Source organism: Candidatus Arsenophonus nilaparvatae (assembly GCF_045346035.1).
Classification (GTDB): Bacteria; Pseudomonadota; Gammaproteobacteria; order Enterobacterales; family Enterobacteriaceae; genus Arsenophonus; species Arsenophonus nilaparvatae.
The window spans coordinates 2,902,444-2,927,121 of sequence record NZ_CP158507.1 but is presented as its reverse complement, the minus strand read 5'-3'; the positions used below and the strand labels follow the sequence as shown (position 1 = coordinate 2,927,121).

Genomic DNA, 24,678 nt, shown 5'->3' with positions numbered 1-24,678 from the left:
GTTTAATAGCTAGCGTTAGATTGTTGTTGCCAGAGATGGGCAGCAACCAGCGCTTTCCAGGGAGAATATTGTGCTAACCATTTTTCTGTCTCTTTTGCACTTATTCTCTCACTGCAATTTAATAAATACTGAAGATTACGTTGGACGGCGACATCACCATGTAGAGAACCGTTCAAATAATTGAAGCCGCGCAGCAAGGAATAACTGATTGTCCATGGACCAATTCCTTTTATTTCACTCAATTTTTGCGTCCATGTTGCCAGATTATTTTCATCTACTGGAAGATTTAATAGGTGATGGTTATTTTTTAACATATTGCATAATACAATAAGGGTTTTTGCTTTACCGATAGAGAATCCACATATTCTTAGTTTCTGTTCATCATTAGCATGGATCGCATAAAAAGAAGGAAAACACCAAATTCCTGACGAGTGTTGTTTACCAAAAGCATGAATAAATCGACGGCGAATAGCAATTGCAGCAGCGACACTAATTTGTTGCCCTATAATTGCCCAAGTAATTGCTTCAAATGCTGTTGCTGCTTGATAAACCCTTAAACCTTGTTGACGAGAAATTAAATTACCAATAATTGGATGGTTATGGTATTTATCTTCAAAAAGCTCAACGGGTTGATATAAACCTAGCATATTTTTTGCTAGTTTTTCGAGCTGCTGCTCAGTGATAACGGCAGCTGGATTATCCGTTTGCAGAGAAACCAAAATGCTATTTTTATTTAATATAAACGTTAACTCAGTCGGCTGGCCACAGCATGTAATTCCTTTTCTTAATTGGTTATTGGTAATAATTTCTGCCACATTTTGCTTATCTCGTGAGTGATAGGCAAGAAAGTCTTGGTAATGATAATTGTTTGGTAAATGAATAATGGTTTTTTTGTCTAGCATTTTGTTATGGTTATTTAATTTTAAACTTAGTGAACAGTTGGCGTTTAATTTGATAAAAAATAGTAACATAAAAGCGAATAAATTAAAGGCAAGAATTTCCGCATCTAATTCTGTCATCAGCGAGCTGAAAACTAAAAAAATTGCTATTTTTTACTGTGGGGCTGGATGATATTACCAAATGTTATTGTGAGTTGCCTACGCGATGAAAATCTAAATTACATGATAGTGTATTGTTAACTCTTTTTATTCATTCATTCTTAATTTTTAATTTTCTCTGGTTATTTATTCTGTTATTTTCACTTAAGAAGGAAATGGTTAGCTTATTTTATGTTTTAAAATTTACCATTAAATATAATTGCTGTTTTTATCATTATTAAATATTAATCCTATTGAAATAGCGTTTATTTTTTATTAATAGATGGGCTGGTTAGCTAAATAAAATTATTTTTATTTGTAATATTGTTTAAATGAAAATAATAATTAATCGTTTTTTATTTAACATTATAGTAATAAAAATATTGTTTAAGCTAGAAAACTATTAAGCATTTTTTAAGTAAAGAAAGAAAATTACTATGGATTATTTTTTTATTAACATCAAATGTTAATGATGCATTGGTTTATTTTTATTAATTTGGTTTTAATTTTGAATTTATGTTAATTATTGGCATTGCTGTTGTGGAGTGACATTAATTCATAAATGGAAACAAATTTATACGTTTTTAAATAATACTTATCTATATCTTTGTAATCGATATAAGTAAGTAAAAGGAGTAATTGCAAATGGAATATTATCAAAAAAAACGTTTTTTTACCCTTCATTGTGCATTTTATCTCCTTCGTTAGCGTTAATTTAACGCGATCCAAAGTTTATTAATTGGTAATTATCCAGACAAAATAAGCAGGGATAAGAGTAATAAAAATTTATTGATTAAGGTAGTAAAAATAAGAATAGCTACATATCAATGTCTTTATTAATTTCAATAATAGATTGAAGTTATTATTTAGTATTTGTTTTTATTTTACACAAAAAATAGTAGCAATATTTTTATATTATTTAGATAGGGAAATTATTTATGCAATGCATTGCTAATCGTTACTATTCGAAAACAAAAAAGATAACTGCCTATATATTGTTATTTATACAATTGTTGTTACCTATTTTTGTTACTTTTTCATCTGTCGCTAAAGCGGCGCAGGATGATGATGTTGCTAGCAATCAGATGCTGGAAACAATCAACGGTATAGATGCGTTAATAAATAATAACTCTACTTCAAAAAACTCTGCTCCGCAGTCCCCATCATCGCTTCCATCAGCAGCAGCAACGGCATCAAGCTGGAATATTCAGACTTTGCCTGATAATCAATCATTGATATCGGCGTCAACTGCAAATAACAACAAACCGTCAGTCGCTCATCATCCGGTATTACCGACATTAGATATAAAAGAGACGTCGCAAGCTAAACAAATTGTCTCATCAGAAAAGCAATTTGCGCAAGGAGCAACCCAGGTAGCGCAAGTTTTTGCCAATAATAATGCCACAGAGGCGGCCATCGGTTATGCGCGTAATCGAGGTGAAGGCCTAATAAATCAGAAAATTAGTGATTGGTTGAATCAGTATGGCAAAGCACGCGTGCAAATTAGTTCAAATAAAACCGGTGATGCTGATTTACTTTTACCATTAATTGATAAACCAAACAGCTTATTGTTTAGCCAAATTGGCATTAGAGCTAATGAACAACGGAGTACTACCAACTTAGGATTAGGTTATCGTCAATATCAGCAAAATTGGATGTGGGGCCTTAACAGCTTCTATGATTATGATATTAGCGGCGGTAATGCCCGTTTTGGTGTTGGTGGTGAGTTGTGGGCCTATTATTTGAAATTAGCGGTAAATGGTTATTTCCGTTTAACTGACTGGCATCAGTCATTCCTGCATGAGATGCGCGATTATGATGAACGGCCGGCCAATGGATTTGATATCCGAGCTGAAGGTTATTTACCCAATTATCCTCATTTAGGGGCTTATGCTAAATATGAACAATACTTTGGTGAAGGGGTTAGCCTTAGTCATAATCCATCAGCTAAAGATTTGAAAAATAATCCTTCTGCCACAACTTTTGGCTTAAGTTATACCCCTTTTCCATTATTAACATTGAAAACTCAAGTCTCTCAGGGAGATTCCAACGATAGTCTGATTGGCGTGGAATTTGCCTATCGGTTTGGCATACCACTGGCTGCTCAGTTAAATCCAGATAATGTTGATTTAATGCGTAGTTTAGTGGGCAATCGTTATGATTTTGTTGATCGTAATTACAATATCGTTATGCAGTACCGAAAACAGGAGATATTAGCCATTTCTCTGCCAGACAGTGCGATGGCTGAAGCTGCTCAAACCATAGCCATAAAAGCGACGGTGCAAAAAGCTAAATATGGGCTCAATAAAATTTTATGGAGTGCCCCGGAGTTATTAGCTAAAGGTGGCAAGATCCACGAAACATCAACCAATACCATTGACTTAGTGTTACCTGCCTACGATGAAGATAACCAAGGTAGTAAAGCTTATACCTTATCCGCTGTTGGTGTTGATAATGAAGGTAATAAATCTAAAGCTGCCGTAATGATGATCAATGTTACTCAATCAAAGGATGGTTTTGCTTATTTTACGTTAGAAAATTCGGCGCCAATACCGGCAGATGGTAACCAAACGTATTTAGCTAAAGTGCAACTACAAAATGACAAAGGGGTACCACTAGCGGACAAACAAGTGACATTTTCCGTTACCGGTTTTAGCCAAAGTGCTAGCACCTTGGCAGCAAAAAATAATGGCGGCAATGCTGGGGTCGTCATGCTTAGTGAAGATGGTCAAAGAATGGGTAATCCTTTAACTGAGACTACGGATGCTGAAGGTAAGATCAATATAAAAGTTAGAAGTGACTTGGCCGGTCAGGGAGAATTGATTGCTACCATGGCAAATGGTAAGAAAAAAGCGGTTGCTATCCAATTTACCCCTGATGTCACTACCGCCAAAGTTAGAAATGTTAACCTGATTGATAAGAAAAATAGTAAGGTAGCTAATGGAGTCGATAGCTTTAGCTACGAAGCCTTTGTTGTCGATCAATTTAATAATCCATTACCAAATGTTGATGTTGCTTGGTCACATAATCAGCGAGATAAGGTCATTTTATCAGATAGTCATAGTAAAACGGATGCTAAGGGACGGGCGATTATTACCCTGCGTAGTACTCTTTTTGCTGTCGATAATGTGGAAGTCAGTGCCAAATATGACAATACGCTTGAAATGACTGCAGATAGAGTGGTCAGTTTTGTTGCTGATGAACGCACTGCCAAGGTTAGTGATGTTTCATTGAATGGCCGGGCAACAAATAAAGTTGCTGATGGAAAGAGTTATTTTAGTTTTAGTGCCCAACTGGTTGATGGCAATGGTAACCCGATTAAGAAAAGTGGATTAGTTGTTAATTGGACTCATAATAGAGACCCACAAAAGGTTCTATTGTCGGCTGCAACCACCCCAACAGACAGCAATGGCATTGCCTCCGTTGAATTAAGAAGTACCACTAACCCCATCAATCAGATACGAGTTAGTGCAAACTATGCAGCTACAGCAAGTGTAGAAGCGGATAAAGAGGTCAATTTTATCGCTGAAGAAGGGATAATTACCGTTGGGACTGTTGAGTTAAAGGATCCTAATATCGTTACTAAAGTAGCCGATGGTCAATCCAGCTTTACTTTTAGCGCACAGCTTGTTGATAACAAGGGGCAACCTGTTAACCAGGCCGGCATCGATGTTGATTGGTTCCGTGATAAGGATGACGTTAAGTTATCAGACAATACTAGCAAAACGAATGAACACGGAATTGCTACCATTACACTGCAAAGTACAATTAAGGCCGTCGATGAGGTACAGATCAGCGCCAGTTCGGGCAATTTAGATGAAATAAATGCCAATAAGAAAGTGAGTTTTATTGCTGATAAAAGTCAGGCTCATATCGGTAGTGTGCTGTTAGATGGTTCAGAAGTCGAGAAAATCGCGGATGGTATCACTTACTTTAGTTTTACTGCCCAACTGGTGGACAATAATAATAACCCGATCAGGGAAAAAGGATTACAAGTCGATTGGTCACAAAATAGCGGCGATAAAGTTAAATTAGCTAATAGTAGCCACACTGACGAAAACGGTATTACTGCAGTTAAGCTGTATAGCACAACAACAGCGGTCAATAATGTAGAAGTTAGTGCTAGTTACACTGGTACAGCAAGCAAATCGGCTGATAGAAAGGTTAGTTTTACAGCCAATAAAGGTACGGCTAAGTTAGGTGAAATTAGGTTATTAGATAAACCGACAACCCATAAAATTGCAGATGGCAAGCAAAAATTTACTTTTGATGTCCAGTTGTTTGATAAAAATAATAACCCAATTAAACAAGCGGGCATAATCGTCTATTGGGGACATGATGGAGTAGGGAAAGCCCAATTAAACCCAACCAGTGAAACGAATCAAGATGGTGTTGCTACCGCTGAATTGCAAAGTACAACCATGGCTGTTGATGATATTGAAGTTTTCGCCAAATTTGGCAACGACGATAAAAAGACGGCAAAAGAAAAAGTAAGTTTTATTGCTAATAAGGCCACAGCAGTGGTCAAAAATGTCAAGTTAGACGGTAAGATAGACCGTAAAGTTGCTCATAGTAGTAATAACTTTGTTTTTACCGCTCAATTGGTTGATGGCAATAACAACCCGATCAAGGAAGGAAATTTACCGATTAATTGGTCGGCGGATCCAGCTAGCAAAGTTCGCTTTAAGGGTGGCAACATCAGTCAAACTGATGCAAGCGGCCATACCTCTATCACTTTAGAAAGTACAGGCGCTGAAGCAAAGAATGTGCTCGTCAGTGCCCAGTACGAGAGTTCAGTTCTACAACCCGCTGATAAGCCAGTTAGTTTTATAACTGTCTCTTTTAGCCATTTAAGTGTTAATGGTCATGATTTCCCAACCGGGGATAAATTCCCAACTACTGGCTTTCAAAAAGCTAAATTTACCATCGTGACGCAAGGCGCGCCGGCGTCAGAATTTGCATGGAAAAGCAATCAAAGTTGGGTTTTGGTTGATGATGGCAAGGTAACGTTTAATGGTGATGCGAGCAGTGCAAGTAAAACTGTCACTATCACAGCAACACATGAAACCGGTGGTAACCCGATTGAGTATACCTTTACTCTAAATAACTGGTTTGCCTTCTCTGGTGAGAAAAACTGGAATGAAGCTAAAAACTGGTGTGTAAGTAATAACGGGACGATGCCAAAAGTGGAGCAACTTAGCCAAGGTAAAGGGAAACGTGCAGTCGGTTCATTATGGAGTGAATGGGGTAAATTCAGTCATTACGGTATAGAGGATGGCTATTATTGGACTTTAACTCAGGGAATAGGTGGTCGCTATATAGTCGTTAAATTAGACGATGGTTTTTCTGAGAAAGATAGTTATACCCATGACACAGAGGCAGTGGTTTGTTCTAAGACGCTGTAATTCATATTCCCGCCTCACATGATGAGGCGGGAATATAAAATGTAAAAATTTTATATTAATAAAAAAGTAATCAGGAAAATTTGCGTGATTAATGAAGGAAATACGTCAGTTATCAGCTTGGTGGCAACAAGTTTTACTTATATTACCCACAAAATTTCTTAGCAACCGATTATGAAGCAAAATATTTATAATAACTGACTGTTTTAGCGAAATAATTTTTTTGTTTATTAGTAATAGGATTTATATATTATTAGGGAAGAGATCCATGCAACGTAAAGCTGATTGTTATTTTACAAAAACGAAACGGATAATCGCCTATATTTTACTGTTTATACAATTGTTTTTGCCTGTTTTCGTTGCTTCTTCTTCAATTGCAAAAGCGGCGCAAACGAGTGAACAAAATAACCCGATGATGGACACCATCAACGGCTTAAATAATTTACTGCAAAGTCCTGCAGAGAAAGATATGCCCGTTCTCGATAAAGAGCCTGCAAAGTCGGATAAAAATAATGCGCCGGTAAAATCATCGACCTCGCTTTCGTCATCGGATTCAGCATTATCCATGTTAGAGGCACACTTCTCTTCCCAACAACCGGCAACTGCCATTCAACGACCTAAAAATGCCGAGCAGGATATTATTTTTAATAGCTTGCCAACCCTAGGCATCAAAGATAGTGAGCCTAATTCGCAAACGGCTGTTTCCAGCGAACAACAAATGGCGCAAAATATTTCTCAATTAGCACAGACATTGTCAACCGATGATGCCATCAAGGCTTATATGGGGTATGCCCGCAGTATAGGTGAAAATCTGGTAAATCAAAAAATCCATGATTGGTTGAGTCAATTTGGTAATGCCCGGGTGCAAATTAATTCCAATAAAACCGGTGATGTAGATTTATTGGTACCGGTATTTGATAAACCGAACAGTCTGTTGTTTAGCCAAATTGGTATTAGAGCGAATGAGCATCGCAACACCACTAACTTAGGTGTAGGTTATCGCCAATATCAGGATGCCTGGATGTGGGGCATTAATAGTTTTTATGATTATGATATTACTGGCAGTAACTCTCGTTTCGGTGTTGGTGGTGAATTATGGGCCGATTACCTTAAACTGGCGGTTAATGGTTATTTTCGTTTAACCGACTGGCATCAATCACGTCTGCATGAGATGCGAGATTATGATGAGCGTCCAGCCAATGGGTTCGACCTTCGTGCTGAAGGATTTTTACCCAGTTATCCACATTTAGGGGCTTATGCTAAATATGAAAAGTATTATGGTGATGGTATTAGCCTTAATAATGGTCTCTCAAGTAGTGATTTGATCGATAATCCTTCTGCTACCACTTTTGGCTTGAGTTATACCCCTTTCCCCTTATTGACCTTTAAAACCCAAATTTCGCGGGGCGATACTAAGGAAAGTAGCATTGGGATGGAATTGGCCTATCGGTTCGGTGTATTGCTGGCTGAACAGCTTGATCCCGATAATGTTGATTTAATGCGTAGTTTGGCGGGTAACCGTTACGATTTTGTCGATCGTAATTACAATATTGTCATGCAATATCGTAAGCAAGAACTGTTATCCATTTCTTTACCAGAAAGTACTGATGGCGAAGCAGCGCAGACCATGCCGGTCACGGTTACGGTTAATAAAGCCAAATATGGTTTAAAACAAGTTAGCTGGCAAGCGCCAGAATTAGTTGCTAAAGGAGGTAACATTCAAATTGTGTCACCGACTTCAATTAACTTAACCTTGCCAGCTTATATTTTCCAAAAACAGGCAGAAGTCGCTCAATCTTACCGCGTCTCAGCAGTGGCTGTTGATAATGAAGGTAATCAATCTAATACCGCAGTTATGATGATCAATGTCTCGCCATCACAAGATACCATTCGAGCAATGACATTAACGCCAAATAATACCCAGGTAGCCAATAATAGTGATACTTATGTTGCCACTGCATTAGTACAGAATAAAAAACATCAAGCACTCGCCGGTAGAGCCATTACTTTTACCATTGATGGATTCAAATCTAGTGGGGTAACACTGTTTGATATGGATGGCAATCAAGGTAATAGTTTGACGGTGATAACTGATAACAAAGGTAAGGCTAATGTTAATATTAAGAGTAAGGTGGTTGGCACCGGAATATTAACGGCGGCGATGAAAAATGGCAATAGAAATACTATTCCTGTTAGTTTTGCACCTGATATCGCCACCGCCAAAGTTGAAAGTGTTACATTAATTGGTAATGAAACGAATAAAGCGGCTGATGGTATAAGTCGGTTTACTTTCGAGGCATTAGTGACCGATCAATTCAATAATCCGGTACCCAATGTTAATGTTAATTGGTCACATGATAGAGGTAATACCGCTATCTTATCGGCAGATCAGAGCCAAACTAATGAGAATGGACGAGCGATGATTACTATGACCAGTAGGGTTGTGGTGGATAATGTTACGGTTAGTGCTCATTATAATAATCCCGCTAACAAAATAGCGGCGAATAAAGCGGTAAACTTTATTTACATTTTGGATACCGCTAAGGTCGGTAGCGTTACCTTAGAAGGTAGTGAAACACAAAAAATAGCTGATAATAATAGCTTCTTTACCTTTACCGCCCAATTGATTGATGGTAACGATAATCCGATTAAGCAAAAAGGTTTAGATGTTAATTGGTCACATAATAAAGATAATGAAGTTAAATTAGCGGCAAAAAGTCAAACCGATGAAAACGGGCGAGCTTCTGTTGTGTTGTATAGTACGACAGCAGCAATAAAAGGCGTAGTTGTTAGTGCAAGATTTGGTTCAACCAAAAGAGTCGATGCAGATCGGGAAGTGGCCTTTATTGCTGATGAAAATTCAATCAGAGTAAAGAGTGTGACACTCAATGATCAAAGCGATAGTAAATTAGCTAATGGTCATAACAAATTCACATTTACTGCTTTGGTATTAGACGGCAATGATAATCCAGCTAGACAACGGACGGTGAAATGGGCGCATAATAAGAATGACGAAGTAACACTGTCGGCAACAACCAGTGAAACCGATGAAAATGGTCGCACGACGATTATGTTACACAGCACCAACACTGCGGTGAATAATATTATTGTCAATGCAAGTTATGGCACTTCTGCACCAATAAATGCGCAACCAGTTGAATTTTATGCTGATACCAATACCGCTCAAGTGGGTAGTGTCACATTAGTCGATAGTGAAGTTAACAAAGTCGCTGATGGCAACAATTACTTTACCTTTGATGCTCAATTAGTCGACAAATATGGTCATCCGCTTAAAAAAGCGGGTCTGAATATCGAATGGTCACACAATAAAGAGCAACAAATCACTTTATCCGCTGCATCAACCACGACCAATGATAGTGGAATTGCCTCGGTTACTTTGAAAAGTAGTAAGGTTGCGGTAGATGATATCATAGTTTATGCCAAATATAGGGTACCTCCATTAAAACCAGCTGATAAGAAAGTGAATTTTGTTGGTGATATTAAAACCGCTAAAGTGGGCGAGATCATATTAAATGATGCTGACAATAATAAGATCGCTGATGGTAAGAATGGCTTTGAGTTTAGCACTCAACTAGTTGACCATAATGGTAACCCGGTTAAGCAAGCAGGATTAGTCATTAAATGGCGACAAGAAAAGGGTACTATCGTTAGCTTGCCTGCAAGCAGTGAAACAGATAGTGATGGGCGTGCGACTATTACGCTTAAAAGTAGCCAAAAAGCAGTGAATGATGTGGTGATCTATGCGCAATATGCAACAAGTGGTGAAGAAAAATCCGAAGCGGTGAATTTTATTGCTAATATTAACACCGCTAAAATAAAAGCAGTCATATTAGATGACAAGGTAATTGATAAAGTGGCAGATGGCCTCAATGATTTTACCTTTAAGGCCCAACTGGTTGATGAATTTGATAATCCTATTGAGGTGGCGGATCTGGATATCAGCTGGTTGCTGGATGATGATAAAGCTGAAGATGCTCATTTATCGGCAGCATCAAGTCAAACAGATAAAAACGGCTTTGCCAGTATAAAACTCAAAAGCACTACTAAAGCAGTGGATAATGTGGTCGTCAGCGCCCAATATGGTACTGCGGCTAAAATAAATGCAAACACACCCGTTAACTTTATAGCCAATCTTGCTACGGCTAGAGTTGGTAGTGTGACATTAGTCGATGATATCGTTCGTAAGGTTGCCGATGGTAAAAACCATTTTACCTTTAAGGCGCAGCTGGTTGATCAACATGAAAACCCGGTTAAAGTGCCAAATTTAGATGTTAACTGGCAGCAGGACATGAATGGTAATGATGTTATCTTACCGGCTAGCAGTAAAACTAATAGTGATGGGCAAGCAACGATAGAACTAAAAAGTACCAAGACGGCAGTAAATAATATTACAGTTAGTGCACGGTATGATTCCAGTGAGAAAAAAGATGCCGATAAGCTAGTTAATTTTATCCAGGTTTCTTTTAAACAGCTTAAAATTAATGGCACATATTTTGACCTGAATGCAGGAATTCCGACTATTGGCTTCCAGGGTGCGACATTTGACATCATTACTAATGGTGCACCTGTTAATGAATTCAATTGGCAGAGTAGTGAAAGTTGGGTTTCCGTTAAAAATGGAAAAATAACTTTTAGTGGCGATGCTAGCAATAATTCAAAAACAGTCATTATCACGGCAACCCATAGTTCTGGTGGTGAGCCAGTTGAATATGAATTTACACTTAAAAAATGGCATTTATATAGCCAACAAGAGATGAATTGGAATGATGCTAAAGACTGGTGTGCTAATAAGGGATTGACACTGCCAACTGTTGCACAACTCAGTGCTGGTCAGTTTGTACGAGGTATTGATTCACTTTGGAGTGAATGGGGTGACGTACGTTTATATAATTGGAATTATCATATGTACTGGACATCTGAAACATCAGGTAACAATGTTAAAGCTGCTGGTATGGTCAGTGGTTATATAAATAACAGTGGTGAAGGTAAGAACAATCGATTCTTTTTTACCTGTGTTCGCGATCTTTGATGAACGTTAATTAAACGCTTATCCCATTTAGCGAATATTAAGTTACTGCTAATAGAGGTTTATGTGCTGAGTGTATTGGTACATAAACCTCTTAATTATTAGAACCATCATGGTGTTGGCCAGACAAGATAAATTTAAGCGAGTGGGTTTTTGGTAAGTCGATTGAAGGGGACTTTAATTCGTCATCATCGATGACTGACCCGATCCTGCTGATGACTAGCTAGAACCGGGTTTGAATTACGGCAAGTAAAAATTAGCTGGCTTTTTTCGCTGCCGCAGCGGCGTTGACAATAGTAGCAAAAGCATCGGCTTTCAGCGATGCGCCGCCAACTAATGCGCCATCAATATCTGGTTGACTGAAAAGCTCGGCAGCATTGCTGGCATTCACTGAGCCACCATACTGAATAATCACTTGTTCGGCAATGGCCGGATCTTGTTTGGCAATATGGTCACGAATAAATTTATGTACCGCTTGCGCCTGGGCGGGAGTGGCTGATTTACCGGTGCCAATTGCCCAAATCGGTTCATAAGCGATAACACTATTTTCAAATGCGCTGGCACCTAAGCTATTTAATACTGCATCGATTTGACGGGCGCAGACTTGTTCAGTTTTGCCGGCGCTATTTTCTTCTTCAGATTCACCAATACAAAGTACCGGCGTTAATCCTTGCGATTTTAACACGGCAAATTTGCGGGCGATAAATTCATCGCTTTCTTGATGATAAGTTCTACGTTCAGAGTGACCGATAATAATATATTTTGCGCCAATATCTTTTAGCATTTCCGCTGAGGTATCACCGGTAAAAGCACCAGACAGATTGACATCAACATCTTGTGCGCCAAGTGCTATCTTGCTACCGGTTAAAGCTTGTTTTGCTTGCGCCAGGTAAAGCGCTGGTGGGGCAATTGCGACATCACAGCCTGTGACATTATTTAATTCGTTACGCAAATTTCCAATCAGTTCTTCAACCATTTTTGTACTGCCATTGAGTTTCCAGTTCCCCATGACTAATGGATGCCGCATGTTTTCCTCCAACTAAAAATATTTATTAATAAATGAGATAAAGACAATTGATCATTATTCAGTTTATGCAAAAGGATAGTATAAAGATGCTATGACTAAATCACTTTGTTTTTCGTCATTCATGTGTGATGTTATCATCATTTAGTGAAAGCTTAACCGGTTCAATAGCGAAAGTAATCATGTTATCTTTACTTTTTACTAAAATATAACGGAAAGCGCCTACTATCGTTTCATCACTCTGCACTTGGTTATGTTGTTCTAACATACGATCTAATACCGCGGTTAATTGATGTGTGTTATTAATTGAAGTGGTTTTTTCGAAGTGATTAATAATTGCCATAATATAACGTTCGAATAATTGTCGATTAATTTTATAGCTGTTTACCTCTTTTGGTGGCAGTAATGTTAGCTGTAAACTTTTAATTTTTTCACTTCCTCGTTCAAGTACAGCGGAGGAGTAAATTTTGCTGTTAATTCGACTGGCTGCACGAATATAAGGTAAGCTAATATCCTTGCTTTTGATCACTTTAAATTCATGTATTGGATAGCTGGGATTATCCTGATTATATTTTTGCCGAAATACGGGAATAGTTTCATTGAATAAGGCTGCATCGGGCGATAAATAAGCAACCGAAACCTCTGTTTCAGGCATAATTGGTAATTCTTTTGCCTGCACCGGCAACAGTGGCAATAATGCAATAAATAGTAATACTAACTCAAATTTGCGATTGTAAATTTTCATCATCGTTACTCGTCAGTATGAATTTTTTCATAAAGGATCCATTAGGATAAGATAAATGACATTACAACAATGGGCACTCTCATTTAAAGGACGAATTGGTCGAAAACCATTTTGGTTTGGTATGGTTATTTGGTTTTTATTAATGGTCATGATATTTAGTTTGCAAACTTTTTTGTTATTTTCTCCTTATATTTTACTGTTATTAGTCATTTTGTTGCTCTACCCATTGGCGACAATTTTTACTAAACGTCTACATGATCGTGGTAAATCTGGTGGCTGGTTGTTGTTATTATTGTTGGCTTTTGTGCTATTTTCTATTGACGTTAGTTTATTCACACCTTTTTGGCAGTGGGGGATTGGACGATTTCTACCTTTATTTATTGTTACCATATTATTTTTAGATTGTGGTAGTTTTAAAGGTCAGGATAAAGCAAATCGTTATGGTAAAAAAACTGAACAAGTTGACTATCTCAGCTGATTAATTTTTATTTACCTCGGCTTACCAATATTGTTCACTGGTAATGTGCCCCGCTTTACGGCGTAAGTGTTTATCCATCGCTCTTTGTATTTTTAGTAGTTGTTGGGTATCTTTAACCATTTGTGGATTACCGCAAAGCATAACATGGCTCGTTGTGGGATCAATTTCTGCCTTTACTGCTTGTTCTAGCTGTCCGCTTTCAATTAGCGCTGGAATACGGCCGGTGAGTGAGCCAGTTTTGTTTTCGCGACTGACAATAGTTTGGATCTTCAATTTTCCCTGATATTTTTTCTCAAGAGCTTTCATTAATGGTAAGTAACTCAGATCTTCCGCGTAACGTACCGCATGTACCAGGATAATTTGGTTAAATCGGGCTAAATTTTCGCCAAATTGCAAAATGGATAAAAAAGGCCCAATTGCGGTACCTGTCGATAGCATCCAAAGCGTTTCACAATCAGGTAGTTCTTCTAACACAAAAAAACCTGCTGCCTCTTCAGTGACATAGATAGGATCACCGGGTTTCAATGCTTCAAGGTGTGGGCTGAGTTTTCCTTCCGGTACGGTGACGAGATAGAATTCTAATTGATTATCATCGGGTGCGTTAACATAAGAATAGGCGCGTTGGATACGCTGGCCATTGATTTCTAGCGCAAGTTTAGCATATTGCCCCGCAATAAACGGTTTAATTGGCGCTTCGAGGATCAAACTAAATAAGGCATCTGTCCATTTATGGTTTTTAATAATTTTTCCTGTTACCCAATTCGCCATACTACTGGCCTCCCAATGTGTCAAATAAAGCGTTAATGTTTGGTCATATTATGTCAAATCTAGGCAAAACCATTATCGATAATGTGTTTTAACTATTCAGTTAAATTATGACTTTTTCATTATGATATAAAATTGTACAGTTATGTTTACAAAATAAGTCAATTAGATTCGGTTAGGTGGAAAAAATAATTTAATCGGTTAACTCGAATTTTTTTTATAATTTGTTAGATTAATTGATATTAACGTACAGATTTAATGGGGCTGTTTTTCTTTAAGCCTAAGATATTGTAACCTTTTTTAATACATTGATTATTAGATAAAATGAGAAAATTAGAACACTTCAATTTGCTATTAATGCTCATTGTTTTAATTGCTGTCGGGCAGATGACGCAGACAATTTATGTCCCCGTTATTGCAGAAATTGCTGCCTATTTCGCTGAACCTGATGGTGCGGTGCAAAGCGTAATGGGAGCGTATCTGCTATTTTATGGTTTTTCACAACTATTTTATGGACCTATATCCGATCACGTCGGTCGTCGCCCGGTTATTTTAGTCGGTTTAATTATTTATTTGATCGCAACCATAATCGCAATTTCCGCACCTTCATTAAAGATCTTGATTATTGCCAGTGCACTGCAAGGTTTAGGTGTCGGTGTTGCCGGCGTGATGGCAAGAACTATGCCGCGTGATCTCTATATCGGAATCGCATTGCGTTATGCCAATAGCATATTGAATATGGGAATATTAGTTAGTCCGTTACTGGCACCGATGATTGGCGGTGGTATTGCCTATTTTTTCGGCTGGCATGCAACTTATATTTTCCTGTTTTTATTGGGTAGTTTTGTCTTGATCAGTATGTGGAAATGGTTGCCTGAAACTTGCCCGCCCGCATCTGAAAAAAGAAATATGCTTTCTGCTTATTATTCGTTGCTATCAAATCCTACCTTTGATGCTTACCTGGTCATATTAATTGGTGGACTGGCGGGTGTTGTGGTATTTGAATCAAGTAGTGGTGTATTGTTGGGGGGAGTATTAGGTTTAAATAGTATTACCGTCAGTATTCTATTTATTTTGCCTATTCCTGCGGCATTTTTGGGTGCTTGGTATGCCGGGCGCGAAGGAAAAACTTTTTATCAGTTAATGTGGCATGCCGTTTTTTGTTGTGTTTCTGCGGCTATTATCATGTGGTTACCAGGTTGGTTTGGATTTATGAATGTGTGGTCACTGTTGATCCCTGCCGGACTTTTTTTCTTTGGGGCAGGTATGTTATTTCCATTAGCTACCACCGGAGCAATGGAGCCTTTCCCTTATTTAGCGGGTGCCGCCGGTGCACTGGTTGGCGGTTTGCAAAATGTAGGTTCAGGTGTGGCGGCTTGGTTGTCAGCCCATTTACCCCAAACTGGACAATTCAGTTTGGGGATGTTGATGTTTGCTATGTCTATCCTTATTTTATTATGCTGGTTACCTCTGGCATATAAAATGGATAAAAATTAACACCTATTTAATAAATATATTTAGATAATAAAATTAGCTGAATATGGGTTTTGTTACGCAATCGCTATATGATTTTTGTTGGTGAGACACGCGCTCTTCAAGCAATCTAGAGGTGATTATTCCTTCTATACTGTGAGAAAAACGCTGATCTGTCAGTAATTCAGCTAATATAAGGTTGCCCTTTTCTGCTATGTCGCATGATTTTGCTGCTTTGTTATTTCTGTTGTCAGCGACTTGTTCCCTAATTGATGGTGTGACCATTATAGGCTCTTGGTTATTGGTCATATTTGCCAGCTCTGTTTCACTATTTTCACCGTTATAAAGGATCTGTTCTTCGATATCTACAATCAAATGATTGGGATTGATTAATTGGATTGGCGTAAAACTGTCGGATGGTTTGGTTACAGTTGCTGCTGGATCCTTTGTTAACTGTAAGGGCTTAGGTAACCATGCGATGGGGTAGCTTTCTGACGAATTAATCGGCATGGCAATTAAATTTTCTTTTGCTATCGGCTGATAATTTTCTTGCCCTACTGGACGCCAGGTTAATTCTATAGTGTCCCAATATTGATCACCAACCGCGTGGCTATTGGTGCTCCAGAACAGCCAAATAGGATAATGTTTACCTGCTTCCAGATAGATTGTTTGATTATCACGGTAGTCAAGTGTGTAAAGGCGGTTTTTGTGTTGGATATAAACCTGTCCTATATCATCGGCTTTAAATTTTACCTGATAATGATTGGTTTCAGTCGGTGCTAGAAAGCCAGAAAAAATCCACAATGTGGGTTTCAATTTTTTGCCGTTTAACACGTTAGACTGAAAATCTGCATCAAAGTGGCCAAATTTTTCTTTTCCCATCCAATAATTAGGAGAATCTTCCTGCCAGCGTTTGGCATAAAGAGGAGCGTTATTTAACCACTGTTTTTTATTTAGTAGTGTATTAAATTGAGATTGCGTCAAACTTTTGCTGCCTAAATTTAGCTGACTGAGATCATAAATGCTTAAATTTAATCCACCATGTTGCGACCGATCAGGAACCTGATAATGGTGTTTAAAAGTTTGGCTTAATCCTGATGGGTAAGTTATGGTTGCGGAAATGGTTGTTGCACCATGGCCGATTAGTTGGCCGTGATGGTTAATAACTTTCGGATTAGATGAATACCAGTTAATCGTCCCTTGTTGAAAAGATTGAGGTAGTGCTAATGATTCTGTTGCAATGGTTTTTGTCTGTTGATAAGGGGTAGTAAATAGGTGTGAATAGGCAATATCTTCTTGGGGAAGAGACAGCGGAAAAATTTGCTTTTTGAGTACTCCTCCGTCTAACCATTCGGCTTTTAATGCACTGGCTGGGTGATATTTTGTCAGTGTGGCTGTGCCATTTGCATAAATTAATGAGTCCCCTTCTGTAATTGACCAGCGAATTGCTTTACCTTGCCAGTAGTTAACTAAACGTAGTGGGTGTGAAATGCTAAATTCGCTACGCTGATCAAATAGTGTGTTAGCAAGCGCATCAGGATTAGTATAACGATAAACAGAACGATTACTTAATTGACCTGAGGGGGCTTCAAGGATCTCGAAACGTACCAGTTCACCTTTGTTAGCAATATGCAAACTTAGCGATTGTACTGAGGTTGCCGGTATTTGCAGCAACTCGGTCAGTAATCCATGCTCTGTAGCGTAAGTTACTTTCAAGGCATAAGGGTAATGTTTCTGTAATGGGCGCCCTTTTGCAGTGAGAAAATTGTGGTAAGGCTGAGGGAGGTTACCCTGGGTTGTAAAAACCTTTAGCTGATTCTGTGGATGAGGTTCGGTATTCGGCTCCAGTGTTTGGCCGTTATGTTGAACCAAATGGCCGGTGATCCAGTAAACCGGTTTATTATGCTGGTAAGCGAGGCTTTCTTCTTCGATATTATACTGTTGATGATTATTCTTTGTCACTGTAACCCACTGCTGAAGAGTTTTATCCCATACTTGATAGAAACCTTCTCCGGCAAAGCCACCATCTTCGCTATCTACACCCGTTATCTGATTGGGATACCATTGATATTGCTGTTCGACAAATTGATAATTTTTCGCAGTATTATAATCAGAAAAAAATGAAAACACCTGTCCAGGTAATAGTGAACCGTTACCACCGTGCATCGGATCGGTATTAGGATAGTAATTATTGTTATTATCAATAGAAAAGTTTGGCAAATATTGTTGAGTAACTTGATCATAACCCCAACTTGCCTGATAGCCTGATTTATAAGGATAGTTGGGATCGTTTATGCTATGAGGGCGGCCTATAGCGTGGCCGATTTCATGAATAAAAATACCAGCGCTCGCGCTACCACCACCTTGCTGTCCGCCACCTAGACCACCATAGGGATTAGGAAAAAAGGCGACATAGCTTATTTCATTATCACCGATATTAGTTCGTCGTAAACGATTAGCCAAATTATAACTGGCGGCAATAGCGCCTTTAAATCCGCCATTACCGGCATGCGGATCACTGCCTGGTTCGTTTTTTGTTACCAGTATAAACAGCATTAAATCCGTCTTCAAAAGAAGAAAACTGTTCAAATGCGACACTAGGGTAAGAATAAAGAGTGAGTTTTTTAATGGGCAGTTTAGCTACTATTTTATCACCCCATTGATCTATGCTGTCGTTAATAACCTCATCGTTGCCGGTATGATGAGCGATTCGCATGATACGCAGAGTTAAATTTAGATCAGTACCCACTTTAGGTCGAAATGCAAATGTTTTTTCTTGATAATGAGGTAAAGCAAGCGGTTGATCATTGGCTGTCAGAGTAATCGAAATCCCCGGTTTTATCCATTCTTCTTTGAGTGGTGCAATATAACTATCTTGATCGTTATGACCTCTTTGACTAGCAAGATTATCCTGACTGGGTAAATCAAGCGATGTGGGTAGCTTTTTATCACCGCTTAATAGAACACGACCTAATTCATAACCATCAGCATCATGAACGATTGCGGTAAAATCTGGTGCCGGCGCGCCAGAGATGCTACTGGCATTAAGTTTAATTAATGCCCAGCGATTCTGGACAAGTTGTAAATAAGGATCTTGAGGACGAAACACATGGGTTTGAGCAATAAAAACATCATGTAACTTAAAATCAGCAGGGATAGGCTGGTGATTAGCAATAGGTTCCTGATAATCAGGTGTTTTGAGCGTGAAGGTTTTAACGGTTGGAAAAAAAGGAATGGGGGCCTGATCATGTTGCAAAATGACGGCAATAGGACGACTGATATTGCCAGCCCGATCGATTGCTTGAAGATGAAATTGATCATAACCTGGAAAACTATCATCGTAGGCTGGCTGATATTCCCATTGCCCTGTTGTGCTATCTATTTGTGCTGTGCCGAAATGCGGGGCTGCCAGTAACTGCCATGACCATCCTTGATGTGCTATTGACTGCGGCAATTGACCACGGATAACGCCAAGTTTGGCCTGGGTAACATAGTTATTAGGTGTGGCAATGTCCGACATTTTTATTAACTGATCATAACTGCGATGGGTTTGTAACACAAACTCAATTATCTGGCGACCTTGATGATCATTGATTACCAGCTGTTGATAGTCGCTATCCCATTTAATTTGGATATCATCATTACCCATTAATTTATTAAGTCTATTTTCTAATATTTTTGCTAACTGTTGATTATCAAATTCAGCAGGGAGTGTTAAGTTAATATCGGTATAAAAAAGAGGTGCATTTTTCATTGTTCCATTTAAGGCAAAAGAAAAATGGGTTATGCGATGGCGCTGTGAAGCATCGTAAGAAAGGCGATAATTAGCGTGGCCAAAGGGTGATAGCTTTTGTGATAAAATAATTGGTGTGATAGCGGCGGTTTTACCCACCACAAGTGTTTCAACTGTTCTTTTGTGTGGATCGGTAATGATCAACTGGCGATCATGGTAAGTCACTTGTACACCCTTATGCTCAGGTAAATGACGATTGATGTGCGCCTCCATTGCAGCAGCAAGTGTAGAACCTGAGGTGATATTTTCTAGTGGCATATAGGTAAGATCTAATACTAGATTACCGTTACTATCTCGCATACGGATAGAAAAAACCTTGGCTTGACTTGCTACTTGATCGGTAAAATTGAGCATTTGATAAGCAAAAATCATTTTTTGCTGGCCAAAATGCCATTTTTGGTTAGTAAGATTATTTGATGATATTGGTGGCTCTTCAGATGGAGTGGCAGAAGACGTTGTTTGATGTTTTTTAACCAGATTTTGCTTGTCAATGAGCTCAGCTACAGTGAGCTTCTGCTGCCATAGAGGATCATCTCCTTCACCATATATCGTTATTTCAATTGGATTATATGGATTAATTTCGTTTGTGATAGGCAGATTTAATTGCCAATTACCCTGCTCATCATATTTGGCGTGATAATATTGATTACCATATTTGATCTGAATAAAAACTAGATTAGTTTGTGTGTTTATAGGTAATGCTCGATCGGTGGATATTTCACTTTCTAATGTAGTGGAAGTTATATTTTTACATTGATTGTGATTGTTATTAAATTTTTCAAATGAAGTCTGGCAAACTAAAATATTACCCGACAAATTTATATATTGATTTTTTTTATACAATAATAAGTTTTTTATATTTACATGTAATTTATTATGGTTTTTTGAAGTAATAAAAGAATTGTTATTCATAATTTATTTTTTTGTATTATTTAATTAATAATCAATCTGACACATCGAAAATTGATATTCGATGAAATATTTGCAGACTAAATGATAATGAATGGCTAATCTATTTTCTTTTCATGACAAACACCTCATATAAATAACATAATGATTATTTGATGTTTTTTATATTATAGGCATAAAAATGACAATTAAAATAATTCGTTTTTGCTAACCTTAGTGAGGAGTTATATATTTTTATTTTTTATTAATTATTTTTATTGAATTAATTATACTTTTTATATAAAAATAGCAGTAATTATTTACTGCTATTTTATTATTTATCGATTTTAATTGAGATTAAGTGTGTTCTTCCCAATCTCTGGCGCGGGAAACGGCTTTTTTCCACCCGTTATATTTATAGTTACGTTCAGTGGTTTCAATTCCAGGAGTGAATTTTTTTTCAATACGCATTTTTTCTTTAATTTCATCCAAATCTTGCCAGAAACCAATAGCTAGCCCAGCAAGTAAAGCTGCGCCTAATGCGGTACTTTCACGAATAATAGGACGCTCTACGTAGGCTCCTAGGATGTCAGATTGGAATTGCATCAAGAAATTATTGGCGACAGCACCGCCATCAACACGCAATGAACTCAGGCGCATATCAGCATCTTTTTGCATCGCTTCCAGAACATCACGCGTTTGGTAGGCAATAGATTCTAATGTTGCACGAATAATATGGTTACGATTGGCGCCGCGTGTTAAGCCAAAAATCGCACCGCGGGCGTAAGGATCCCAATAAGGCGCGCCTAAACCTGTTAGAGCTGGAACGACATAAACACCGTTATTATTTTTGACTTTATTAGCGAAATATTCAGAATCGTTAGCATCATCAATTAATTTCAGTTCATCACGCAGCCATTGTATAGAAGCACCTGCCATGAAAACGGCACCTTCTAAGGCATAATTCACTTCACCTTGTGGGCCACAGGCAATAGTAGTTAGTAAGCCATGATCGGAAATTTTGGCTTTTTTGCCGGTATTCATTAATAGGAAACAGCCGGTTCCATAGGTGTTTTTAGCCATTCCGGGTTGGACACATAACTGACCAAAAAGGGCAGCTTGTTGATCGCCGGCCATTCCGGCTATTGGTATGCGTGTTCCACCTTTACCACCAATATTGGTTTTCCCATAAATTTCTGATGATGGACGTACTGTTGGTAATATGGCGCGTGGAATATTAAAGGCATCGAGGATTTTTTGATCCCACTCCAGCTCATGAATGTTAAACAGCATAGTACGAGATGCGTTAGTATAGTCAGTAACATGGATACGCCCTTGTGTCATTTTCCATACTAGCCAAGTATCAATAGTCCCAAAGAGTAACTCGCCATTTTTTGCTCGTTCATAGGCTCCGTCAACATTCTCCAGGATCCATTTAAGTTTGGTACCGGAGAAATAAGGGTCAACTACTAAACCGGTATTTTCACGGATATATTTCTCCAGTTCTGAGTTATTACGCTTTAGTTCGGTACAGAAATCAGCAGTACGACGACATTGCCAAACAATCGCATTATAAATGGGTTTACCGGTTTTCTTTTCCCAAACTATAGTAGTTTCGCGTTGATTGGTTATACCAATTCCGGCAATTTGATCACTGCGAATATCAGAAATGGCTAATGCTTCAGCTAAAGTAGCACTTTGGGTTGCCCAAATTTTTATTGGATCATGTTCTACCCAACCCGGCTTTGGGTAAATTTGAGGAAATTCACGTTGAGAAATATTAATAATATTAGCATCATGATCAAAAATAATGGTTCGTGAACTAGTGGTACCTTGATCAAGTGCGATAATATATTTTTTTGTTGTTGGTGTTTCAGTTGTCATAATAATTGTCCAATTTACTTCATATTATTTTTTTGAATTATTTTTGCGTTTATTTTTTGTTTTGATTTGCCATAGTAGGCAAATGGTAGCCAATCAGTTTGCGATAAGCAAAAGCACCGAGAATAGCACCAACAAAAGGTGCCGTTAGGGGAATTATGCAATAAGGAAAATCTCGTCCACCAGTTAAGGCAATATCACCCCAACCAGCCAGATCAGCTATTAGTTTGGGGCCGAAATCGCGAGCAGGATTTAATGCGAAACCGGTAAGTGGGCCAAATGAACCACCAATAACTGCAATCAGAATACCAATAAGTAGTGGTGCTAGTGGGCCTCGGGGTATGCCATTGTTATCATTTGTTAAACTTAATATCATACAAACCAAGATAATAGCAATAACAACTTCAACCAGAAATGCCTGTAGGACGCTAATTTGGCCTGCTGGATAAGTAGAAAAAACGCCGGCAGTAAATAAGCTTGCTGGTGAACCACGTACTATATGGTGTAATTTTTCATAATCTAGAAATAGTTCGAAGTACAACCCATAAACGAGAGCGGCAGCGACGAAGCCTCCCAGCATTTGTGCAATAATATAAGGCAGTACTTTTTTTCTATCAAAATGGGCAAATAACCAAAAAGTAACGGTAATCGCCGGATTTAAGTGCGCTCCTGAAATACCTGCCGTAAGGTAAACGGCTAGAGCCACGCCAAATCCCCAAATCATACTGATTTCCCATAAACCTAGTTGTGCGCCTGCAATACGCGTAGCAGCAACACAGCCCAGGCCAAAGAAGACCAGTAAGGCAGTACCTAAAAATTCAGAGATACATTGACCTGTCAGCGTTGGTGAAGTAATTTTACTCATATGTTTATCCTACAAAAGTATGCATACTAAGCAATAAAATTGGTTTTTTATTTGTTATTTCCTAGGGAAACTCTGAAGGAATTTATCGTTAAATGAACGTAAACGGAAATAATGGGATCAAATATGTTGGATCACTTCAAAAAAATGAGCGAAATCGCTCTGATAAAGTGATCGAACTGACATTCTAGTTGATGTATTTTTTTGCAATTAGTTGGATAAATAGAAATAATTAAGGTTAAATCGACATTTATCGAGAGCTTTCAACTAGACAGGCGTAAGAAGGCTACTTACAATCGTAGCATTGCTAAAAAAGGGGACGAAAGAATGTCATTTGAAGTTTTTGAAAAGTTAGAAACTAAAGTTCAACAAGCTATTGAAACAATTGAGCTTTTGCAGATGGAAGTTAATGAACTTAAAGAGAAAAATAATATTTTGTATCAAGAAGTAGCGAGTGCTAAAGAGAAACATGGAACGCTGGCTCATGAAAATGAGAATTTAAAACAAGAACAGCATGCTTGGCAAGAGCGTTTACGCGGTCTATTAGGTCGAATGGAAGATGTTCAGTAATCGTCCGATATTTCATTACATTAGAAAAAAATAGCAATAAGGGCAAAATTTGTTGCCCTTATTGCTACTTAATCGATAGATATTGAATAATACAACAATGTTTGTTTTTAGCTGAAAGAGTATTAGTCTTCAATATCTTGATCGTTGTTTGACTCATCATCTAAAAGTAATGGATGCTCGGAAAGGATAATACCGGTATTATCTGCGTACAAATAATCTTCTGTAAAGAATGTGACGCCACCAAAATTGACTCGCACATCACTTTCTCCGATACCCTCACTGGTACAACCTACCGGAATGGCAGCGATTGCTTGAATACCGATATCTAATTCTGCCAATTCATCAACCTGACGTACTGCACCGTAAATAACAATGCCTTCCCATTGGTTTTTCATGGCAAATTTTGCCAATTCAGCATCAATTAGCGCCTTACGTACAGAGCCGCCACCATCAACTAATAGGATCCGACCCTCCCCCTGTTCTTCCAGTAAATCGTAGATGATGCCGTTGTCTTCAAAACATTTCACTGTTACGATTTGACCACTAAATGAAGTACGCCCGCCAAAGTTAGAGAATAAAGGTTCTACCACATTCACCTCTTCTTGGTAGATATCACAAAGCTCGGAAGTATCATATTTCATAGGATTTCGGTCTATTTTAAGTACAAGGGAAGTTCAGTATATCCTTATCTGGTTATTTTTTGCAAAAACATA

Annotated in this window: 14 protein-coding genes; 5 read left to right on the top strand and 9 right to left on the bottom strand. The window is 38.2% G+C overall.

The genetic code is table 11. The features are described 5' to 3' along the window. Positions 1-2: 2 nt before the first annotated feature. Positions 3-902, bottom strand: a complete 900-nt coding sequence (locus tag WH390_RS13615) for a DNA-3-methyladenine glycosylase 2 (RefSeq protein ID WP_032116096.1) — start codon at positions 900-902, stop codon at positions 3-5. Positions 903-1,975: 1,073 nt separating this feature from the next. Between WH390_RS13615 and WH390_RS13610 the strand changes: the two genes are divergently transcribed. Both WH390_RS13610 and WH390_RS13605 read left to right on the top strand, forming a co-directional pair. Beyond that, positions 1,976-6,442 (top strand): inverse autotransporter beta domain-containing protein, encoded by a 4,467-nt coding sequence (locus tag WH390_RS13610; RefSeq protein WP_032116017.1) that lies wholly within the window; start codon positions 1,976-1,978, stop codon positions 6,440-6,442. Between the two features lie 265 nt (positions 6,443-6,707). Then, positions 6,708-11,489, top strand: coding sequence for an Ig-like domain-containing protein (locus WH390_RS13605; protein ID WP_032116018.1), 4,782 nt, complete (start codon positions 6,708-6,710; stop codon positions 11,487-11,489). Between the two features lie 253 nt (positions 11,490-11,742). Here the strand turns inward: WH390_RS13605 and tpiA are convergent, their stop codons facing one another. Both tpiA and WH390_RS13595 read right to left on the bottom strand, forming a co-directional pair. Further along, the gene (tpiA, locus tag WH390_RS13600) at positions 11,743-12,513 is read right to left on the bottom strand and encodes a triose-phosphate isomerase (RefSeq protein WP_032116019.1); all 771 of its coding nucleotides are present in this window, start codon (positions 12,511-12,513) and stop codon (positions 11,743-11,745) included. A gap of 115 nt (positions 12,514-12,628) precedes the next feature. Then, on the bottom strand, positions 12,629-13,258 hold the full coding sequence (locus WH390_RS13595; RefSeq protein ID WP_148305584.1) for a DUF1454 family protein: 630 nt from the start codon (positions 13,256-13,258) through the stop codon (positions 12,629-12,631). Between the two features lie 52 nt (positions 13,259-13,310). On the opposite strand from WH390_RS13595, the gene WH390_RS13590 reads away from it, so the two are divergent. Then, positions 13,311-13,733, top strand: coding sequence for a DUF805 domain-containing protein (locus WH390_RS13590; protein WP_032116021.1), 423 nt, complete (start codon positions 13,311-13,313; stop codon positions 13,731-13,733). Positions 13,734-13,754: 21 nt separating this feature from the next. Here WH390_RS13590 and fpr read toward each other — a convergent pair whose 3' ends face one another. Then, on the bottom strand, positions 13,755-14,501 hold the full coding sequence (gene fpr, locus WH390_RS13585; RefSeq protein WP_032116022.1) for a ferredoxin--NADP(+) reductase: 747 nt from the start codon (positions 14,499-14,501) through the stop codon (positions 13,755-13,757). Between the two features lie 321 nt (positions 14,502-14,822). Between fpr and emrD the strand changes: the two genes are divergently transcribed. After that, positions 14,823-15,995 (top strand): multidrug efflux MFS transporter EmrD, encoded by a 1,173-nt coding sequence (gene emrD / locus WH390_RS13580; RefSeq protein WP_032116023.1) that lies wholly within the window; start codon positions 14,823-14,825, stop codon positions 15,993-15,995. A 33-nt stretch (positions 15,996-16,028) separates the two neighbouring features. Here emrD and WH390_RS13575 read toward each other — a convergent pair whose 3' ends face one another. The 4 genes from WH390_RS13575 to WH390_RS13560 all read right to left on the bottom strand — a co-directional run bounded on the left by WH390_RS13575 (position 16,029) and on the right by WH390_RS13560 (position 23,398). Then, positions 16,029-18,527: a M66 family metalloprotease gene (locus WH390_RS13575; protein ID WP_032116024.1), complete on the bottom strand. Its 2,499-nt coding sequence runs from the start codon at positions 18,525-18,527 to the stop codon at positions 16,029-16,031. Beyond that, a complete protein-coding gene (locus WH390_RS13570) occupies positions 18,487-20,580 on the bottom strand; it encodes a hypothetical protein (RefSeq protein WP_148305585.1) in 2,094 nt (697 codons plus the stop codon). The genes WH390_RS13575 and WH390_RS13570 overlap by 41 nt, the downstream gene beginning before the upstream one ends. 429 nt (positions 20,581-21,009) lie before the next feature. Then, complete coding sequence (gene glpK / locus WH390_RS13565; protein WP_032116026.1) at positions 21,010-22,536, bottom strand: glycerol kinase GlpK; 1,527 nt, start codon at positions 22,534-22,536, stop codon at positions 21,010-21,012. A 49-nt stretch (positions 22,537-22,585) separates the two neighbouring features. Next, complete coding sequence (locus WH390_RS13560; RefSeq protein WP_032116027.1) at positions 22,586-23,398, bottom strand: MIP/aquaporin family protein; 813 nt, start codon at positions 23,396-23,398, stop codon at positions 22,586-22,588. Positions 23,399-23,722: 324 nt separating this feature from the next. Here WH390_RS13560 and zapB point away from each other — a divergent pair, with 324 nt between their 5' ends. Then, entirely contained in the window at positions 23,723-23,965 is a 243-nt protein-coding gene (gene zapB, locus WH390_RS13555) for a cell division protein ZapB (RefSeq protein ID WP_032116028.1), read from the top strand. 122 nt (positions 23,966-24,087) lie between these two features. Here the strand turns inward: zapB and rraA are convergent, their stop codons facing one another. Continuing rightward, positions 24,088-24,606 carry a ribonuclease E activity regulator RraA gene (gene rraA / locus WH390_RS13550; RefSeq protein ID WP_032116029.1) on the bottom strand — a complete coding sequence of 173 codons (519 nt, stop codon included), beginning with the start codon at positions 24,604-24,606 and terminating at the stop codon, positions 24,088-24,090. Positions 24,607-24,678: the final 72 nt, after the last annotated feature.